The sequence below is a fragment of the Thalassotalea sediminis genome, from assembly GCF_030295915.1.
GTDB classification, from domain to species: domain Bacteria; phylum Pseudomonadota; class Gammaproteobacteria; order Enterobacterales; family Alteromonadaceae; genus Thalassotalea_C; species Thalassotalea_C sediminis.
The window spans coordinates 2,759,239-2,779,224 of record NZ_AP027361.1 but is presented as its reverse complement, the minus strand read 5'-3'; the positions used below and the strand labels follow the sequence as shown (position 1 = coordinate 2,779,224).

The 19,986-nt window shown below is 39.1% G+C and carries 19 protein-coding genes; 6 read left to right on the top strand and 13 right to left on the bottom strand.

Annotated elements, in window-relative coordinates; translation table 11 throughout:
• Positions 1-10: 10 nt before the first annotated feature.
• Positions 11-1,177 (top strand): MFS transporter, encoded by a 1,167-nt coding sequence (locus tag QUE09_RS12800; RefSeq protein WP_286233155.1) that lies wholly within the window; start codon positions 11-13, stop codon positions 1,175-1,177.
• 123 nt (positions 1,178-1,300) lie between these two features.
• Positions 1,301-2,050 carry a substrate-binding periplasmic protein gene (locus QUE09_RS12795; RefSeq protein WP_286233153.1) on the top strand — a complete coding sequence of 250 codons (750 nt, stop codon included), beginning with the start codon at positions 1,301-1,303 and terminating at the stop codon, positions 2,048-2,050.
• Between the two features lie 11 nt (positions 2,051-2,061).
• Here QUE09_RS12795 and lipA read toward each other — a convergent pair whose 3' ends face one another.
• The 13 genes from lipA to leuS all read right to left on the bottom strand — a co-directional run bounded on the left by lipA (position 2,062) and on the right by leuS (position 15,203).
• Entirely contained in the window at positions 2,062-3,030 is a 969-nt protein-coding gene (gene lipA, locus QUE09_RS12790; protein ID WP_286233152.1) for a lipoyl synthase, read from the bottom strand.
• Positions 3,020-3,688 carry a lipoyl(octanoyl) transferase LipB gene (gene lipB / locus QUE09_RS12785; protein ID WP_286233150.1) on the bottom strand — a complete coding sequence of 223 codons (669 nt, stop codon included), beginning with the start codon at positions 3,686-3,688 and terminating at the stop codon, positions 3,020-3,022. Before lipB ends, lipA begins: the two co-directional genes overlap by 11 nt.
• Before the next feature lie 12 nt (positions 3,689-3,700).
• Positions 3,701-3,964: a DUF493 family protein YbeD gene (gene ybeD, locus QUE09_RS12780; protein WP_286233149.1), complete on the bottom strand. Its 264-nt coding sequence runs from the start codon at positions 3,962-3,964 to the stop codon at positions 3,701-3,703.
• Between the two features lie 177 nt (positions 3,965-4,141).
• Positions 4,142-5,338, bottom strand: a complete 1,197-nt coding sequence (locus QUE09_RS12775) for a serine hydrolase (protein WP_286233148.1) — start codon at positions 5,336-5,338, stop codon at positions 4,142-4,144.
• A 324-nt stretch (positions 5,339-5,662) separates the two neighbouring features.
• Positions 5,663-6,430: a septal ring lytic transglycosylase RlpA family protein gene (locus QUE09_RS12770; protein ID WP_286233147.1), complete on the bottom strand. Its 768-nt coding sequence runs from the start codon at positions 6,428-6,430 to the stop codon at positions 5,663-5,665.
• A 1-nt stretch (position 6,431) separates the two neighbouring features.
• Positions 6,432-7,547, bottom strand: a complete 1,116-nt coding sequence (gene rodA, locus QUE09_RS12765) for a rod shape-determining protein RodA (RefSeq protein ID WP_286233146.1) — start codon at positions 7,545-7,547, stop codon at positions 6,432-6,434.
• 27 nt (positions 7,548-7,574) lie between these two features.
• A complete protein-coding gene (mrdA, locus tag QUE09_RS12760; RefSeq protein WP_286233145.1) occupies positions 7,575-9,530 on the bottom strand; it encodes a penicillin-binding protein 2 in 1,956 nt (651 codons plus the stop codon).
• Positions 9,530-10,000 carry a 23S rRNA (pseudouridine(1915)-N(3))-methyltransferase RlmH gene (gene rlmH / locus QUE09_RS12755; protein WP_286233144.1) on the bottom strand — a complete coding sequence of 157 codons (471 nt, stop codon included), beginning with the start codon at positions 9,998-10,000 and terminating at the stop codon, positions 9,530-9,532. Before rlmH ends, mrdA begins: the two co-directional genes overlap by 1 nt.
• Before the next feature lie 6 nt (positions 10,001-10,006).
• Positions 10,007-10,327, bottom strand: a complete 321-nt coding sequence (gene rsfS / locus QUE09_RS12750; RefSeq protein ID WP_286233143.1) for a ribosome silencing factor — start codon at positions 10,325-10,327, stop codon at positions 10,007-10,009.
• A 77-nt stretch (positions 10,328-10,404) separates the two neighbouring features.
• Positions 10,405-11,067, bottom strand: coding sequence for a nicotinate-nucleotide adenylyltransferase (nadD, locus tag QUE09_RS12745; protein WP_286233142.1), 663 nt, complete (start codon positions 11,065-11,067; stop codon positions 10,405-10,407).
• Positions 11,048-12,097 carry a DNA polymerase III subunit delta gene (gene holA, locus QUE09_RS12740; protein WP_286233141.1) on the bottom strand — a complete coding sequence of 350 codons (1,050 nt, stop codon included), beginning with the start codon at positions 12,095-12,097 and terminating at the stop codon, positions 11,048-11,050. Before holA ends, nadD begins: the two co-directional genes overlap by 20 nt.
• A gap of 14 nt (positions 12,098-12,111) precedes the next feature.
• Complete coding sequence (locus tag QUE09_RS12735; RefSeq protein WP_286233140.1) at positions 12,112-12,624, bottom strand: LPS-assembly lipoprotein LptE; 513 nt, start codon at positions 12,622-12,624, stop codon at positions 12,112-12,114.
• The gene (gene leuS, locus QUE09_RS12730; RefSeq protein WP_286233139.1) at positions 12,624-15,203 is read right to left on the bottom strand and encodes a leucine--tRNA ligase; all 2,580 of its coding nucleotides are present in this window, start codon (positions 15,201-15,203) and stop codon (positions 12,624-12,626) included. The genes QUE09_RS12735 and leuS overlap by 1 nt, the downstream gene beginning before the upstream one ends.
• Positions 15,204-15,459: 256 nt before the next feature.
• Between leuS and QUE09_RS12725 the strand changes: the two genes are divergently transcribed.
• The 4 genes from QUE09_RS12725 to QUE09_RS12710 all read left to right on the top strand — a co-directional run bounded on the left by QUE09_RS12725 (position 15,460) and on the right by QUE09_RS12710 (position 19,942).
• A complete protein-coding gene (locus QUE09_RS12725; RefSeq protein WP_286233138.1) occupies positions 15,460-15,939 on the top strand; it encodes a zinc ribbon-containing protein in 480 nt (159 codons plus the stop codon).
• Between the two features lie 141 nt (positions 15,940-16,080).
• Positions 16,081-18,474 (top strand): Lon protease family protein, encoded by a 2,394-nt coding sequence (locus QUE09_RS12720; protein ID WP_286233136.1) that lies wholly within the window; start codon positions 16,081-16,083, stop codon positions 18,472-18,474.
• Between the two features lie 404 nt (positions 18,475-18,878).
• A complete protein-coding gene (ndhC, locus tag QUE09_RS12715; RefSeq protein WP_286233135.1) occupies positions 18,879-19,304 on the top strand; it encodes an NADH-quinone oxidoreductase subunit A in 426 nt (141 codons plus the stop codon).
• The gene (locus QUE09_RS12710) at positions 19,304-19,942 is read left to right on the top strand and encodes a NuoB/complex I 20 kDa subunit family protein (protein ID WP_286233133.1); all 639 of its coding nucleotides are present in this window, start codon (positions 19,304-19,306) and stop codon (positions 19,940-19,942) included. Before ndhC ends, QUE09_RS12710 begins: the two co-directional genes overlap by 1 nt.
• Positions 19,943-19,986 lie beyond the last annotated feature (44 nt).

The window sequence follows — 19,986 nt, the reverse complement described above, 5'->3', positions numbered from 1 at the left end:
TGGTGAATTAATGTCATTTTCACCACGTTTTCTCTCTTTCTCTTTTAGTTATTTTGCATACTTTGCCATTGTTGGATTAGTAGTGCCTTATTTAGGGGTATTTCTTGACGGAAAAGGCTTTAGCTCTAACGATATTGGCGAATTAATTGCTATTTTTACCGCGACTAAAATTATCGGCCCAACCCTGTGGGCAAATGCTGCTGATAAATCAGGTAAGTTAGCACTGATAATTCAACTCGGCGCCGGATTATCATTACTCTTTTTTTCGCTACTGTATTGGGTTAACGATTATTGGCCGTTAGCATTCGTGCTAGGTATTTTTAGCTTATTTTGGACGGCAATTCAGCCGCAACTTGAAGTAATGACCTTAGTTAGTGTGCGCCGAAGTGCTCATATTTATTCTCGTATCAGACTCTGGGGCAGTATCGGCTTTATCATTTCGGTAATTGTAGCTGGCGAGGTGTTAGTTGAAAGTCATCCTGATGCCTTTGTAACCTTAGGGTGGTGGATCTTACTGGCATTATTTATTTCAAGCTTGTTACTTAAGCAACCCGTAGTTAAGAAGAAACAAGCAAGTGAGCGCGTATCTATTGTACCCAAAGTATTGCAACGTAATTTTATGTTATTTTTTATCGCGGGCTTGTTATTACAAATAAGTTTTGGCCCTTACTACAGCTTCTTTGCGCTTTATCTTCGTGACTTATCTTACCCGAGTGTGGCTATTGGTGCTTATATTGGCTTAGGTGCAATAGCAGAGATAGGTATTTTTATTATCGCCGGACGTTTGTATTATCTATTTGGCCCTAAAGTATTGTTAGCCGTGAGTTTGTTCTTAACTGCCTTACGTTGGTATGCAACAGGCACATTAGCTGAAAGCCCTATTATTTTGTTTTTTATACAACTGTTACATGCCGCAAGTTTTGGTTTGTATCACACCGCATCAATTCAATATATTCAACAGCATTTTGCTGTTAATGAGCAAAATAGAGGACAAGCCATTTATATTGCAGGCGTTTATGGTGTAGGTGGTGCATTGGGTGCTTATTTATCAGGCCTGTTTTGGTTAGATGGTAAAGGTTCAGTTTTATCGTTTGAGTTGGCTGCGATAACATGCATAGTTGCTGGTGGATTAGCTTGTTTGATGAAGTCACATCAGAAAAGCTCTAATACCATTTAGTTTTTTGCGTTAACTTTGCTACGTATTATGCATGTTTAATGCGACTGTTGATCAGTAAATATTTTATTTGAACGGTAAATTGCGCCATAATATTTATTAAATTGACTAGAGGTGTGGGGATAAATGAGAGTCTTATTTGGCTTAATTTTGCTGCTATTAACGACAAAAGCAATAAGTGACACTAAACCACTTATCATCGCATTTGAGCCATTTCCTCCCTTTATTACTCAAGATAAAGACGGGCTAACCGTTGATATGTTAAGAGCGATTGAGCAGCATTCCTCACTTCGTTTTGATATTAGGTTGATGACTTATGCAAGAGCCAAGCACGAGCTTAAACATGGACGTATAGACATTGCAGGCCACACACCCAAGAATTTGGAAACTGCAGCATTCTACGAGTATGCGCTTGAATTAGATTGGCAAATTCAAACGACATCAGATTTATTTGCATTCGATGAGAAGTTTTTAAATATTGATCATATTAAGCGAAAACGCATAGGTACAACATCGGGTAACGCTGACTTCTTTGCGCAACAGCTTGGTGTAGAGCCTGATATTTTTGTTGAGGTAAGGACGTTACATCAATTGGTCGATATGTTTATTAAAGGTCGTATTGATGTGCTTTTATTTGAAAGGGCGTCAGTAATGACTTTACTTGCAGAGAAAGGTGTTTACGGTATTCATTATCAATCTATTGGTCTTATTCCAGCAAGTATGGCGGTATTTAAAGATCAAAGTGGAGTTGCATTGAAAAAGCAATTAGACGGGGTGATTAAAACACTTGATTTAGATGCAATTTTTTCAGGCTACTTGCAGTATATTCATTTGCCTTCGAAAGGGGTGACGTCAAAGCTTCATGAGAACCATTGACGTCACACTACTTATTTAACTTCTTCACCCGCTGCTTGTTTATCAGCATGATAAGATGAGCGCACTAATGGGCCGCATGCAGCATGTTCAAAGCCCATTTTCATGGCTTCTTTGTGGAACATTTCGAATTCATCTGGGTGAACATAACGTTCAACTGGTAGATGATCTTTACTCGGTTGCAAGTATTGGCCAATAGTTAACATGGTTACGCCATGGGCGCGTAAATCACGCATTACTTGTAAAATTTCTTCGTTAGTCTCGCCTAACCCAACCATGAGCCCTGATTTTGTAGGTACGTCTGGGTTTGCTTCACCAAATTTCTTTAATAGATCTAACGACCATTGGTAGTTTGCGCCTGGTCTTGCTTTTGTATATAAGCGTGGCGCGGTTTCTAAGTTATGGTTAAACACATGAGGTGGATGCTGGTTCAATATTTCTAATGCACGATCCATACGTCCACGAAAGTCTGGTACTAAAATTTCCACTTTAGTATGTGGCGCATGCTCGGCAATTTCACGAATACATTCGGTAAATTGATGGGCACCGCCGTCTCGTAAATCATCGCGATCCACTGAAGTAATAACAACATACTTTAACGCCATGTCTTTGAGGGTTAAGGCTAACTTTTTAGGTTCTTCTGCATCTGGCTTCAATGGGCGGCCATGAGCAACATCACAAAATGGGCAACGACGTGTACAAATATCACCTAAGATCATAAAGGTTGCTGTGCCATGATTAAAGCACTCTGACAAATTTGGACATGACGCTTCTTCACATACGGAATGAAGGCCGTGTTTTCTCAAACCTGCTTTTACTTGATCAATTTTTTCTGTCGTTCTAGGTAACTTAATACGTAACCATTCTGGTTTACGCAGCATAGTTTCACGCTCAGAAGGCATCACTTTAATTGGAATATGCGCCATTTTATCGGCGTCGCGTAATTTCGTACCAGGTTCAATACGTGAAGATTTAATGGTCATGTAATGACTCCAAACCGGTTTTATAACTGAGTGTATTTGCGTTTAGTAACGCCGACATGTGTTTAACAAGCGTTTCACCCGCTTGTTGAACTGTTTTTAACGCACAGATATCTGCGCTTTGTGCCATCTCTAGGCCTGCATAACCGCATGGATTAATACGTAAAAAGGGCGATAAATCCATATTAATGTTAAGTGCAAGACCGTGAAATGAGCACCCTTTACGAACACGTAATCCTAAAGAGGCAATTTTTTTGTTATCTACATAAACACCGGGCGCATCAGCTTTTGCATATGCGTCAATATCAAAATCTGCCATGGTTGCTATGATACCATTTTCTATTAAAGTCACGAGCTCTCGTACGCCCATCTTTTTTCGGCGCAAGTTGATCATAAAGTACATAACTTGCTGGCCGGGGCCATGATAAGTCACTTGACCACCACGGTCGACTTTTACAACTGGAATATCGCCAGGCATTAACAAGTGTTCTTCTTTACCTGCTTGTCCTTGCGTAAATACAGCAGGGTGCTCTACTAGCCACAATTCGTCTGGCGTATCATCACCTCTGCTATCGGTAAAGTCTTTCATTGCTTGCCATACTGTTGTGTAATCAGTTTGATCTAACTGGCGAATGACAAGTTGTTGATTAATGTTAGTCATGTATAGCAGGCATTAAAGTACGTATCGTACTTGTTCTATATCATTAAGTGTTTTGTAGATAAGCTCTATATGCTCTTTACTTGTTACGGTTACAGCCACAGAAACCGAATGATAATTGCCTTTTGAGCTTGGTCTAATGGAAGGTGAATAGTCACCAGGTGTATGTTTTTGCAGCTCAGAGACAACCAGATCTGGCAGTTCATCACAGGCGATACCCATTACTTTAAAGTTTAATACTGTTGGAAACTCTAATAGTTCGTCAAATTTGGTTTTCATTTCGGTGCTCATTCAAGTGTTGCTTAGACAATTATCGTAAAAGCAAATTTTGTCTATTTTAACATTGTTTCTTGCTGAGCAAAATGGTGGTGATAAAGAGAATTTCAAGAGGAGCGGGTAAATAATAAGGATTGGTATAAAAAAGCCCGCATTTAGCGGGCTGATTATATTTATGATTTAGTTAGCAAACTGGAGCTTTACGTAGTCCACTAAACGATCGAACATGCCACCTTCATTAATTTCTTGTAGCGTAACCATTGGGTATTGGCCAATATCTTCACCGTCTAGTTGTAAGAATACTGTACCAACAACTTCACCTTTGGCAAGTGGTGCAACGAGTTGTTTGTTTAATTCAAAATTAGCTTTAAGATTTTTACGTTGACCGCGTGGGATAGTAATTGGGGTATTTTCAAGTATACCTAATTCGACTTCTTTTTTATCACCCATCCAAACGCGATTTGTTGCAAAGGTTTCACCTGCTTTATAAGGCGTATAGGTTTCGAAAAATCGAAAGCCGTAATTCAAAAGTTTTCTGCTCTCAACAAGGCGTGAACGTTCACTGTTTGCACCCATCACAACGCTGATTAATCGCATGTCGCCTTTGGTTGCTGAACTAACTAAACTGTAGCCAGCCTGCGCGGTATGACCGGTTTTTAAACCGTCTACATTCATGCTTTTATCCCATAAAAGCCCGTTTCGGTTTACTGTTTTGATGCCGTTATAAGTATAAGATTTTTGTTTATAAATCTCATATTCATCAGGAACATCACGGATTAATGCTTTAGCTAACGTTGCCATATCTCTAGCTGTGGTTTTATGTTCTGTGCTATCTAAACCATGACTGTTTTCAAAATAACTACTGTTCATGCCTAGTTGCTCTGCATAAGCGTTCATCATATCGGCGAATGCGTCTTCACTACCTGCAATATGTTCAGCAATAGCGACACAGGCATCATTGCCAGAGGCGACAATAATTCCTTGATTAATTTCTTGAATAGGGACTTCTTTACCCACCTCTAAAAACATTAGAGAAGACCCTTTAAAGATAGGGTTTCCTGTTGCCCAAGCATTTTTGCTAATTTTTACAAGGTCATTATTTTTGATATTCCCTGATTGCAGTTCTTTACCAACAATGTAGCTTGTCATAATTTTAGTTAGACTGGCTGGTGCTAGTAAAATATCAGCATTCCCTTCAGCGATAACTTTACCCGTAGTGAAATCAACTAAAATATGCCCTTTGGCATTGATTTGAGGAGGCGAAGGAATGATAGATGCTGCATGACTAAATGATGAGATTGAGAAAGCGACACAGCCAACAAATGTGAGTAGTTTTTTACCATTTGCAGTTATTTTTGTAACCAATGTTGATGGCATAATTAACCTTTTAATACTTGAAATTTAACTTACTGGGTTTATTGAACATTCACCCGAACATTAATTTTTTCAAAAGTATACCAGTTTTGCAGGCGATTACTACGCTGTCGTGATAGCTAATTTGTATCTTTTGATGATTAAGTGTTTATGTATTGAATTATTGGAAAAAAGTAGACGATTATAAGTAATCAAATGCTTAGCGTCGGTTGAAATTTTACGTTTATTTATGCAGCAACTTATTTGGAATAACCATGTGACATTACTCACGTCTTAAACAAACAGTGTTTAGTGTTAACAACATTTAAAACTCGAAAATCAACAAACCTAATGTTTTACTATAAAAGCAGATGCATAGCCTTGTTCTTTTAATTGCTCGAGCAGCATAGCAACGATATGTGGTTCTTCAATTGGCCCTATTTGTACTTTATATAATTTGCCCGATTTCTGTGCTCTTGCTGGGTAATTAAAAAGCGATTGTAAGCTTTCTGCTGTGTTATTTGCTTGTTCGGCATTACTTGTGGCTAACGTTTGAATGTATGTTGCTTTTGCTTTTTTAACTAATGGAGGCTTTTTAGTTGTTTGTGTAATTGCTTCAACAATCACTTGTGCTGTACCTGTTTTTAACATGTCTAATTTATAAGCAGCGCTATAGGAAAGATCAATAATGCGATCTTGATGAAATGGTCCGCGATCATTTACGCGGACAATTACTGATTTATTGTTAGCAGTATTGGTTACTTTAACGTAAGACGGTAGCGGTAAGTTTTTATGTGCTGCACTCATGCCATACATATTATATATTTCACCGTTTGATGTGAGATGGCCGTGAAATTTTTTGCCATACCAAGATGCAGTTCCTCGTTGAGAGAAGTTATCAGCAGTGCTGAGCACTTCATAATGTATACCTCTGACGGTATAGTTTCGGTTGCCACCTTTACTTTTCTTTTCTACGCGAGGTACTGCATCCTCTAGCTCTACCGCACTCGGCGTTCTAGTAGGTGTACTGTCGTGGCGTTGATGATATCGCCCATTTTGAGAGCTACAGCCTGTAAGGAAAAGCGTAATTATTATGCAGGAAAGAATGTATTTCATATTAAACAATAAACCGCCGGTGAGTGCTAATAGCCATTAATATGCCAAAACCAGCCATTAAAGTAACCATGGATGTACCACCATAACTGACTAACGGTAAAGGAACGCCTACTACAGGTAAGAGTCCAGAAACCATACCAATATTTACAAATACGTAGACAAAAAATGTTAAAGTGATGCTGCCGGCAAGTAATTTAGTAAACGCATGTTGTGCATTTACTGCGATCCACAGTCCTCGCATCACAATAGCTAAATATACAATAAGTAGAATGCTTACACCGATCAAGCCAAACTCTTCACTAAAAACGGCGAATATAAAGTCTGTGTGGCGTTCTGGTAGAAACTCTAATTGTGATTGGGTACCTTGCATCCAGCCTTTACCATTTAGCCCACCTGAGCCAATAGCTATTTTAGATTGAATAATATGATATCCTGACCCAAGTGGATCTTGTTCAGGATTTAAAAAGGTTAAAACACGTTGTTTTTGGTAATCCTTCATCAAAAATAACCAAAGAATGGGCGTAAATGCAGATGCTAAAACTGCGCAGCCACCTATGAGCTTCCAACTAGCGCCGGCCAAAAAAATAGCGAAAAGTCCGGAGCTTGCGATTAATAAAGACGTACCTAAATCTGGTTGTTTAGCGATGAGTAGAGTAGGCACAATAACCATAATAAATGCGACAATGATATGTCGAAATTTAGTTGGTAGGTCATATTGGCTAATGTACCAAGCAATTGTTATTGGTACGATAAGTTTCATTACTTCAGAAGGCTGAAAGCTTACTACGCCTAAATTTAACCAGCGTTGTGCACCTTTGCCTACTTGACCAAAAGCAAGTACTGCAACTAGCAAACCTATTCCTACCACATACATAGGTACTGCCCATTTTCGCCAAAACAGGGGGGGGATTTGCGCTAATACAAACATGCCAACAAAGGCAATGCTTAAGCGTTTAATATGACGAATAACGGTTGCGCTATCACCACCGCTAGCACTATAAACAATAAAACCACCCAACATGATTAAGCACATTAAACCTATTAATAAGGGCATATCTAAGTGCAGCATTTGCCAAAATGATCTTTGTTTTTGATGATCATGTTGATTAGAACGCATTATTCGCCTCTTATTGTTGACAGTCTGTTAATCATTATCGACACCATAAGTTTCTTCATGAAGTGGATGTTTTGTTTTACTTACGATGACTCGATCGCCGAAGTATTGATCAAGTATTTGTCGAGCGACAGGGGCAGCATTGGTTGCACCACCGCCTTCTGCAACGTTTTCTATCGCTACAGCGACGACGATTTCAGGATTTTCATAAGGGGCGAATGCGACAAACATTGCATTATCACGCTGATTCTCTTCAGTGGTGGTTGCATCATACTTTTCATCTTGAGCTAAATTTGCCGTTTGTGCTGAACCTGTTTTGCCCGCTGCATCATATTTGTGGCCGATAAAGGCACGATACCCTGTTGCTCCTTTATGCTGTACCGTGTTGTGCATACCGTCTAATACATAATCCCAATTTTTGTCATTCTTTAAAATAATGGGGGGCTTTTCGTCAATTGCTGTTACTTCAACTTTACTGTCAAGTTCGGTGCTATTTTCTACGTGATTACTGTAAGTCGTTTTAGACTTCACAAGATGTGGCACCTTTATTCGACCTTTATTAACAAGTATTGAAATTGATTGTGCTAATTGAAGGGGGGTTACGGTCCAAAAGCTTTGACCAATGCCAACAGACAACGTTTCCCCTGTATACCATGGTTGATTATAACGCGCACGTTTCCATTCAACACTGGGCATAATTGCTCTGTTTTCTTCATAAATATCTATGCCGGTATACTCGCCAAAACCAAATTTTTCCATCATACGGGCAATTTTAGTGATGCCTAATTTGTAGGCTAAATCGTAGTAATATACGTTACACGATTGTTCGAGTGACTTAGATAAATTAACTTTACCGTGTCCCCATTTTTTCCAATCTCGACGCTTGTTTTCAACACCTTTTAACTGATAAAAGCCAGGATCGTAAATTTCGGTTTCAGGGGTTATGACACCATCTTCTAGCCCCGTTAATGCTAACAATGGCTTTATCGTTGAGGCCGGTGGGTACCCTTGAACAGTACGATTAATTAAGGGTCTGTTTTTAGAGTTTAATAGTTTGCCATAATTCTTGGTGCTAATACCATGTACAAAGAGGTTGCCGTTATAACTAGGGTTTGAATACATTGCCAATACGCCACCATCACGTGGATCAAGCGCAACAATAGCGCCTCGTTTACCGGAGAGTGCACGTTTAGCGATCATTTGTAATTCAATATCGAGTGTTAATGCAAGGTCTTTTCCTGGTGTAGGAGGGGTAAAATTTAAGGTACGAATAACTCGTCCTTGGTTATTAATTTCTACTTCTTGGTGACCAATGGTGCCGTGGAGCTCATCTTGATAAAACCTTTCTAAACCAAGTTTGCCGATATTGCGTGTTGCCTTGTAATTGTCTTCTTTACCTTGTTCTTCTAGCTTGATTGCATCACGACGGTTTATACGTGCTACATAACCTAAAGAATGAGTGGTGAGATCTGCAAATGGATAATAGCGTTTTAAACGCGCATCAATAAATACGCCAGGATATTTATGTTGGTGTACTGAAAATAGTGCAACTTGTTGATCACTTAAACGCGATTTTAATTCTATAGGTTTAAAGCGACGTTTACTACGTAATGATTTAAAGAGTTTCTGCTGTTTGTCATCTGAAATACCTAATAATTCACTTACTTCGGCGACAGTTTTTTCCAAGTCTTTTACTTGCTCTGGAATTATTTCAATACTGTAAACTGGTTTATTTTCGGCGAGTAGAACGCCATTTCTGTCATATATTAGCCCGCGATTAGGCGCAACGGGAAGAAGCTTTATTCGATTTGAATTTGAACGAGTCTGATAGTTCTCATAAGCGCTGATTTGCAAGTTGTATACTTTACTAAATAAAATTAACAACATAATTGCTACGCCGAGCAAGGCGATGAATGTTCGACGAGCAAATAAATTGGCTTCAGCAGTATGGTTTCTAATGGCGACGCGCGGTTGTTTAACCATCATTACTCTCTATGATATGGATGGTTATTGTTAATACTCCATGCACGGTACAGGCTTTCAGCAATGAGCACGCGCACCATAGGGTGAGGAAGTGTTAGTGGTGATAATGACCATTTTTGTTCGGATGCTTGAATACATGCGGGGGCTAACCCTTCTGGCCCACCAACGAGTAACGCGACATCACGACCATCAAGTTGCCATTTTTCTAAATTACTCGCCAATTGCGGCGTTGTTAATGGTTTACCTGTTACTTCTAACGTCACAATACGACTGCCTTTCGGAATAGCAGCGAGCATTTGCTGTCCTTCTTTATCAAGAATTCTTGCTATATCGGCATTTTTTCCGCGCTTTCCTGGTGTTATTTCTACCAATTCAAAGGATAAATCTCGAGGAAACCTGCGTTGGTATTCCGCAAACCCTTGAGCAACCCACGATGGCATTTTATTGCCAACGGCAAACAACGTGATGCGCATAAATAACTAGGCTTCCCAGAGTTGTTCTAACTGATACATATCCCGTATTTCGTCGGTCATAATATGCACAATAACGTCACCTAAGTCTACTAAACACCATTCTCCAATATCGTTACCTTCGATACCGATAGGTTCCACGCCTTCCGTTCTGCATTCCATAACCACATGCTGTGCAATGGATTTTACGTGGCGCGTTGAGTTACCAGAAGCAACTATCATATAGTCAGCAATATCTGACTTTTCGCGAATATCAATCGAGGTGATATCTCGACCTTTTAAATCATCTATCTTGTCTACAACAAATGTGGCAATTGCGTCAATTTGCAACGTTACGTCTCTTAATTAGTGGAAGTTAATAGAATAATAGCACTATTCTAACACTAGGTTAATAGGTGAAGTGCTGCTTAACGATACAAATTATGTTGCTGAATGTAGTCTAAGACGTTACTTGGCATATCTAGCGTCGTTATTTTGTTCTGAGCAAGGGTTTCTCTTATTTGCGTTGACGATATATCAAGCACTTCTTGTTGAATAAAAGCAATTAAGCCTGCACGTATAGTGAATAACTCGTCCTGTTGTTTTGCAAAGTATGGTGTCAGTGTTGCTAAGTTTTCATTAGATAGCGTATCTCGATGATAGCCAGGTCTGAGTGTAACCACTAAATGGCAATATTTAAGAATGCTTTGCCATTGATACCAGGAAGTAAATGTGAGTAATGAGTCCATACCAACAATAAAATAGAGCTGCCAATCTGGATGATGTTGTTTAATCTCAGCAAGTGTATCTACGGTATAAGAAGGGGTGTTACGTTTCAGTTCTCTATCGTTTAATATGAGCTTTTCATGGACATTGCAAGCCAATGAAACCATGTTTTTTCGATGTTCCGCACTTGCTACGGTGCCTTGTTTATGCGGTGGGATATGAGCGGGCATAAGGTGTAACTGAGCCAACGATAAATACTCGATACATTTTATTGCAGGGTATATATGGCCGTTATGAATAGGATCAAAGGTGCCGCCTAATATACCTATGCGCTTGCCGTATTTATTAGGCGTGTAAGTACTCATAATTTAATGAAAGCTCTGTTGTTACTTCACCGTGATATAGCGTTGTGATCACATCTGTAATTAATACAAAGGGATTAAAGTCGCTCGATGTTTTCATGGTAAGATCTACGTCAGCGATCCTCGAAAGCGCAAGTGCCATGTGCTTAGAAGATACGGTGTTTAGCGCTTTTTGATAAAGGGGCTTACGCTTTTCCCAAATTCGAAACTCCTTGAAAACAGCAGCGATGTCTTGACCAGATGATAATTGTTCTTGCATCTGATTTAATTGTTTGATCTCTTTATGAATAAACCATAACAATTGACCTGCAGCTGTACCGTCGTGCTGTAGTTGATCAAGCATGCTGATGCATTTAGCCATATCGCCTTGTAACATAGCGTCTATTAGTTGAAACGGGTTAAACTTTGCCTGTTTGATCATTAATTGTTGCGCTTGTTCGGTCGTGATTAATTGCTGACCAAATAGAATTGATAGCTTTTGTAGTTCTTGGTCTAAGGCGTTTAAGTTACCTTCAAATAGTTCAGCGAGCATAAATACGACATCTGGAAGCATATTAAGTTGGTATGCACGCGATTGTTTTTGAATCCATTGTTGCAGGTGTTTGCCTTCAATATCATAAAGCGGTAAATAAGCACCATTAGACTCTAATGCTTTAAACCATTTACGTTTTTGTGTAGCGCCATCGAGTTTGTTGCCATGTATTAACAACAATACATCAGGTACTAATTGCTGCGCTAACTCGGTGAGTATTTTGCTACCAGTATCACCAATTTTAGTCGTTAATAACTCAAGTTCAATAATACGCAAACTTGAGAATAAACTCATCGCCTGATATTCCTGAACCAGTTGCGTCCAATCAAATTTATCGTCAACAGAAAACTGAATAATTTCTTCAAAACCTTGCTGTTGAAAATGCTGTTTGATGGTAAAAATACTATTGGTTTTTTGCCAAGGTTCATCACCAAAAATGAGCCAAACTGGCAATGGAGGCTTGCCGAGTGTTGCAGTTAGTTGGTTATGGTATATTCTCACGAGTATCGCTTATATTAACGTTGAATACTTGCCATATTGCGCAGTATTTTATCCGCTGCCTCAATACGCATTTCTTTTAACATCATTGCTAGTTCACGACTTTTAGCCAGCGCAATATCGGGGTCATCTTGGTAATCCCGATTGAGTTCGAATTTAAAATTAATTGGATCTTGTTCAGTAAACCTTAGTTGATACTTCACTGTATAAATTAATTCATATTCCGCAACTTGACCATTGGGGAAAACTGAAAGTGTTCTTCTATCAAGTTTGTCTTTTAAAATTCTCAACTCGGGTAGGGTGTTATCAAATTTTTTAGCTACTTTGACTTGGTTTCGTTGTAAATGCTGTATAGTTAGCCGTGTAAGTTCACCGTAGCGGTCTACCGAACTTACATTTAAATGCTGAAGTTCTGGCGCTAGCAAATAGTTTCCACGAAGTTGAAAACCACAGGCGCTTAGTAGCAAGGTGAACAGCATTATGCTGAACACCTTTGTGTTAGTAGGTAAGTTACTGCTTACTTTTGTCATTAGTTGGCTACAATATTTAACAGTTTACCGGGAACATAGATAACTTTGCGAATAGTTTTGCCTTCAATAAATTTAGCAACGTTTTCTTCCGTTGTACCTAATTGTTCAACCGTATCTTGGCTGGCATCTGCTGCTACTGTTATTTTAGCTCGTAATTTACCATTTACTTGCACAATAATTAGCTTTTCGTCTTCAACTAACGCTGATTGATCTACTGTTGGCCACGTTGCATTTTCAATGGTAGTGCCATCACCGACCTCAAGCCATAAATGGTGACCTAAATGAGGAACGATAGGCGATAACATTAATACTACGGCACGAACTGCTTCTTGCATTACAGCACGATCTTCATCGGTCTCTAACGATGCTTTAGCTAGATGGTTCATTAATTCCATAATCGCCGCTATTGCTGTATTAAACGTATTACGACGGCCTATATCGTCACTGACTTTATTAATTGTCTTATGTAGTTCGCGGCGTAACGTTTTTTGCTGGCTGTTTAATGTCAAACCATCAAGCTCAGGTGAGTTGCCACTCGCCTGAAAATCTGCAACTAATTTATATACGCGCTTAAGGAATCGATGCGCGCCTTCAACGCCTGAGTCAGACCATTCTAAGGTTTGCTCTGGTGGAGATGTAAACATAATAAATAGGCGAACAGTATCTGCACCAAATTGGTCGATAACTTCTTGAGGGTCAATACCGTTATTCTTTGACTTAGACATTTTACTCATGCCTGCTGAAATAACGGGTTTGCCATCAAGCTTGCTTGTTGCTTTTATAACAGCGCCTTTATCGTCACGCTCTACTGCTACATCGGTGGGGGAAATCCACTCTTGTGCGCCATTGTCACTTTCACGATAATAGGTATCTGCTAATACCATGCCTTGGCACAATAAACTTTTGAATGGTTCATCACTATCAACAAGCCCAACATCTCGTAATAGTTTGTGGAAAAAACGTGCGTACAATAAATGTAAAATGGCATGTTCAATACCGCCAACATATTGGTCAACGGGTAACCAATAATTTGCTTTTTCAGGATCGAGCATTTGTGTGTCGTCGTTCGGTGAACAAAAACGCGCGTAATACCATGAAGACTCCATGAACGTATCAAAGGTATCTGTTTCTTTAAATGCTGCTTGACCTTCATAGGTTGTTTTCGCCCATTCAGGATCATCTTTAATCGGAGATGTCACACCATTCATGGTGACATCTTCCGGTAATGAAACCGGGAGTTGATCAGCGGGCACAGGCACTGACTCCCCGTTTTCTAAATTGATCATTGGAATAGGAGCACCCCAATAACGCTGACGAGATACGCCCCAATCACGCAAACGATAGTTAACTTTTATACTTCCTTTTCCAAGTTCATTTAATTGCTTGGCAATTGCATCAAAAGCTTCATCAAAATCTAGACCGTCAAAGTCACCTGAGTTAACAAGCGTGTTTTTCTCAACAATTGCCGCTTGCTCAATATCATCGCCTTCACTAGCCGAAATAACTTGTTTTATTGCTAAACCATATTTTTTAGCAAATTCGAAATCTCTTTGGTCGTGACCAGGTACAGACATTACTGCGCCAGAACCATAATCCATTAATACGAAATTTGCTGCCCATACTGGAACTAATTCACCTGTCAGTGGATGTACGGCTTTTAAGCCGGTATCAACACCTTTCTTTTCCATGGTTGCAACATCAGCTTCTGTTGCTTTGCTTTGCTTGCATTCGTCAATAAACGCAGCAAGTTCGGCATTGGTTTTCGCCGCTTCAAGTGCTAATGGGTGTTGTGCGGCTAGGGCTACGTAAGTGACTCCCATAACGGTATCGGGACGTGTAGTATAAATATCAAACTGTTGGTCGCTGCCTTGGATGTCGAATGTCATTTCAACACCTTGTGAACGGCCAATCCAGTTTTTCTGCATGGTTTTAACTTGTTCAGGCCAGCCCTCTAGCTGGTCTAAATCTGCCAGCAACTCTTCGGCGTAATCTGTAATTTTAATAAACCATTGTGGAATTTCTTTTCGCTCAACAATAGCGCCAGAACGCCAGCCTCGACCATCTATTACTTGTTCGTTGGCTAAAACAGTTTGATCAACAGGATCCCAATTAACGGTTGCATTTTTCTTATAAACTAAGCCTTTTTCGTATAACTTAGTGAAAAACCATTGTTCCCAACGATAGTAATCTTTTTTACATGTCGCTAATTCACGGTCCCAATCATAGCCAAAACCTAAAGATTTAAGCTGACCTTTCATGTAATCAATATTTTGATAGGTCCATTTTGCTGGTGCAGAATTATTCTTAATTGCTGCATTTTCCGCAGGTAAACCAAAAGAGTCCCACCCCATTGGTTGCATAACATTTTTGCCTTGGAGGCGTTGATAACGTGAAATTACATCGCCTAAACTATAATTACGAACATGCCCCATGTGCAATTTACCACTCGGGTATGGAAACATAGATAAGCAATAAAATTTTTCTTTACCAGGTTGCTCAACCGCTTTGAAGGTTTTATTTTCAGCCCAGTATTTTTGAACTGTTGCTTCGATAGCTTGGGGATTATAAATGGGTTCCATTAATGACTTTCTCAAAAATTTGATGTGATGCGAATAACGCGTCAAAAGATAATTTGTTTATTGCCATAGAATACATGATTTTCTGTAAGCGCGACAAGTTTATATGCTGCTATTTTATGCGAAAATGCGTAATTGAGAATGAAGTAGTTTACTAACATTCAAAAATAGGTATTTTTGTTAGCAAAGCAACAAAGGTTAACGCTGAAGAGAACAACTGCTATACTCATTTTTAATACTAATAAATGACGGAAGTATAATGAAAAAAGACCGCTTTTCTGAGTTTTATCAAGGTATGTCTGATTGGTTAACTGATGTGAAGAAACATGAGGTAACGCAAATTGTCGAATTAGTAGAGCAAGCAAAATCTGTAATGTTAGCGATGGAGCAATTACCAGAAGAACGTGTAAAGCAGTTTGTCACTAATTTTCAGTATGATTTGCAAGAGTTTTATTCACAAACTCAAGAAGACGCTAAGCATTCGATTTATTTGGCATTGATGAAAGAGTCTTTTTGGGCTGTTATGGCAAATATTACTGATAAATCACAAGTAGAATGGGCTGAATTACCTGATGATTTTCACCATAATGGCATCTATAAAACGGGCGATATTATTGGTTTCGGTATGCTTGAATGTCAGAAATGTAAAAATGCAACTCCTATTACGCATATGTCGACGGTTGAGAACTGTATGTATTGTGGTCATGATCAATTTATGCGACAAAGTTTAACACCTTAGTGACGTTTTTTTGCGACTAAGCCTCAGTTCAGAGTACACTATGCTTGTTTTATATTATCAAGGATGGTTTCCCCCTTTAGTAGAAGAATGACAACCATCTATCCGTGAATAATTTATTTTCTGTACTCAGGTATTACCAATATGACCCTAAGCGTTAGCCAATATCGATTGGCGCCAGAGAAGCTAACCGCACAACTCGATGCTTCTTTTTTCGAGAGTATTGTTCAAGATCATTCTCAATCATCTATATTTTTAGGTCATCAACGCGCCAAAGAAGCCCTTGAGTTTGGTTTATCAATGCAAACACGTGGTTTTAACGTTTTTGCGATGGGGCAACATGGAACTGGACGCCAAACACTCGTGAAACAAATGCTGACACAGCTTGCCAGTGAACAACCAACACCTGCCGAGTGGTGTTACATTAATAATTTCGATGATATTCACGCACCATACAAGTTATATGTAAGCCCTGGTGATGGAAAGCAACTAGTCAAACGAATGAATACGTTCATTGACGAGTTATTAGATTTATTTCCCGAAATTTTTGATAACCCGAGCTATCAACGTCAAAAAGCAGCTATCGATCGAGAATTTAATCGAAAATATGATGAAGCAATCGCTAACGTTGAAGCAATAGCGTTACAACATGAAGTGGTTGTTTATGAAGAGGCTGGCGAAATAACCTTTGCGCCACTTGTAAATGGTAAACCATTAAATGATAAAGAATTTGCTAACTTAGACGAAGCAAAACGTAATGAATTCTATGCGTTATTAGAAGAGTTAGAGGGATTGCTTTCTGAACAACTTATTGAACTACCGCAATGGAAGCGTATTTCTTCAGATAAGTTACGAAAATTAAAGCATGAAACCGCAGAGCAAAGTATTCGTCCGTTTTTAAAAGAACTTGAACATGAGTTTGCCAGTAATATTGGTGTCTTAAAATATTTATCAAAGGTAAAAAGCCATGTCGTTGATGCTGTACTTGAAGTACTAGTAGATGAAAGCAATGAACAGCACCGTAATGACAAAGATACGCGAAAACTTATGGTAGAACGATTTCTACCAAACTTACTTGTGCCAAGAAGTATTGGTGAAGGTGCACCTGTTGTTTATGAACAAAACCCTACGTTTCAAAACTTATTCGGTCATGTAGACTTTGCCACTTTTCAAGGTAGTACATATAGTAGTTATCGATTAATTCGGCCAGGCGCACTGCATCGCGCCAATGGTGGCTATTTGTTGCTAGAAGCTGAAAAGCTATTAAATCAACCTTTGGTGTGGGCAAAGTTGAAGCTTGCCTTAAAAACACAAGAGATTACGATTGAAAACCCTTATTCGGAATTTGCACAACCTAGTTCATTTAGCTTACAGCCTGAAAAAATTCCATTACAAGTTAAAGTTGTTCTACTAGGCGATGCTGACATTTACTATTTATTGCAAGATTATGATCAAGAGTTTACTGAACTGTTTCGTGTATTAGCTGACTTTGATCGTTATTTAGATACCAATGAAGAAAACCTCGCAGAATACACGCAACTTATTCGCCAAAGAGGCTATCAGCAAGCATATCCAGAGATAGATAACGGTGCCGTAATGGAGCTTATTCGGTATGCATTACGTCGTGCTGAACATCAACATAAAATGTCAGCCAATATTGTACAAGTTAATGATTTACTCGATGAATCTGTTTATTTGTTACGTAAAGACAATATTGAGGGCGCGCTAACAGCAGAACACGTTATAAAAGCGATGGCTGCTAGGGAGCGACGTACTGGGAGAATTAGTGAAGCATGGTTAGATGAGATAAAGGAAGAGCAAGTATTAATCAGTACACAAGGTGCTCAAGTTGGTAAAGTTAATGGCTTAACGGTTCTAGAAATTGGCGATAGTGTTTTTGGTACACCAGCAAGGATCACTGCAACGGTTTACGCGGGTAGCCACGGTATTACAGACATTGAACGCGAAGTAGATTTGGGCAAATCTATACACTCAAAAGGGGTTCTCTTATTGAGTGGCTATATTGGTCACAAATACGGGCAAGACTTTCCGGTGGCCATATCGGCTAATATCGCCATTGAACAGTCTTATGGTCATATAGATGGCGACAGTGCATCGATGGCTGAACTATGCGCCTTAATTTCGGCAATTTCACAATTACCTATTGAGCAAGGTATAGCGATAACAGGGTCGATGAACCAACATGGTGAAGTACAATCTATTGGTGGTGTTAATGAGAAAATCGAAGGCTTTTATCGTTTATGCAAAGACAAAGGCTTAACAGGTGAGCAAGGGGTCATTATTCCAAAAACAAATGTGGCGAACTTGATGCTTGCACCTGAGGTCATTGCTGCCGTTGCTGCGAAAAAGTTTCATATTTACGCAGTAGATAATGTTGACCAATCGATGGAAATACTGATGGGGCAATCTGCCGGGGTTAGAAACAGTGTTGGTCGATACCCGAGAAAGTCCATTCATGCGCTAGTGTTAGATAAACTTAGCCATTTGTCAGAACTCATTAATGGTTCAGAAGAGTAATTGTTTTCGTTAAAAAACCACTTAAAAGTGCGTATTTTAAGTGGTTTGAACTATAATGTCGGTTAAGTGCAGTTTTATCGTTTTCAGGGATTTTTCGTATAATAATGTTAATCTCTTCATTAACATTGGGCTAGTGCTTATCTTTTCACTGTTGGTAGTTTATCTACCAGGCCTTTTTGCTGCCTGTTGCCGGCAGTTGAAGCGACTTTACTCGTTCTTTTTTATATAATTATTTGAATAGCAAGTAAATTTGCAAAATCTATTCTTTATCTTATTATTAAATTGTCTGTATAAAAAATACGCACTCAAGCATAGCTAAAGATGTGAGAGTACGTAAATAATCGATAAGCTAGTTGTCTATCGTGTCATTAAATCAAATGGTAAACATTTGGGGAGACTCGAAGATGAGTGGGCAAATCACGTTAATTTGGCCAATTGCAGCATATTTTTTGACATTAATCATTATGTTGACTGTCATGATGGTGCTTTCACATGTCCTTGGTACTAAAGCAAAATTGCCAGCAAAGAATATTCCCTATGAATCTGGCGTTATTTCGGTAAACGACAACAAAACCCGCTTTACTTCACATTTCTTTCTATACGCTATTTTTTTCGTTATTTTTGATCTTGAAACCATTTTTTTATTTGCATGGGTGATTGCCTTTAAAGAATCTGGTTGGCCAGGGTTTATTGAAGCTTCTATTTTTATCGCCATCTTATTAGCTGCGCTGATCTACCTATTTCGAATTGGCGCTTTATCGCTTAAACATCGTCACTTGCCAGTAAAGTCTGAACAAAGTTATACGACGAAAGTTGTGAGGGAGCGCTAATGGAGTGGTCGCTAACCAAAGCTGAACTTGATAAACAGTTGTTTCAGTCAAAGCAAAAAGTTGAACAAGAACTTCAACGTAATATTTTATTTTCAAAACTTGATGACTTGGCAAATTGGGGGCGGAAAAACTCAATATGGCCATTTAATTTTGGCTTGAGCTGTTGTTATGTAGAAATGGCAACAAGTTTTACTTCGAGGCATGATATCGCTCGTTTTGGTGCCGAGGTAATTAGAGCTACACCAAGACAGGCTGATCTCATGGTGATATCTGGCACTTGCTTTAGAAAAATGGCACCGGTAATTCAGCACCTTTATCAACAATTACTCGAACCTAAATGGGTTATTTCAATGGGCTCTTGTGCCAACTCTGGTGGTATGTATGACATATATAGTGTTGTACAAGGCGTGGATAAGTTTATTCCCGTCGATGTTTATGTACCAGGATGTCCTCCGCGGCCTGAAGCTTTAATGGAAGCAATACTACTCTTACAAAGCAAAATTGCGCATCAACCAAGAAAGATAAGTTGGCTTGTTGATGGCGGCAATGTCACTGAGATTGCTAAACCGTCGTTACGCGACATAAAACATGAACATCGTATCGCAACTACGAACTTAGATGAGCCTGATTCCATATGAGTTTTCAAGTAGATTTATCTGTTAGTCGCGACTGGCAGCAGCCA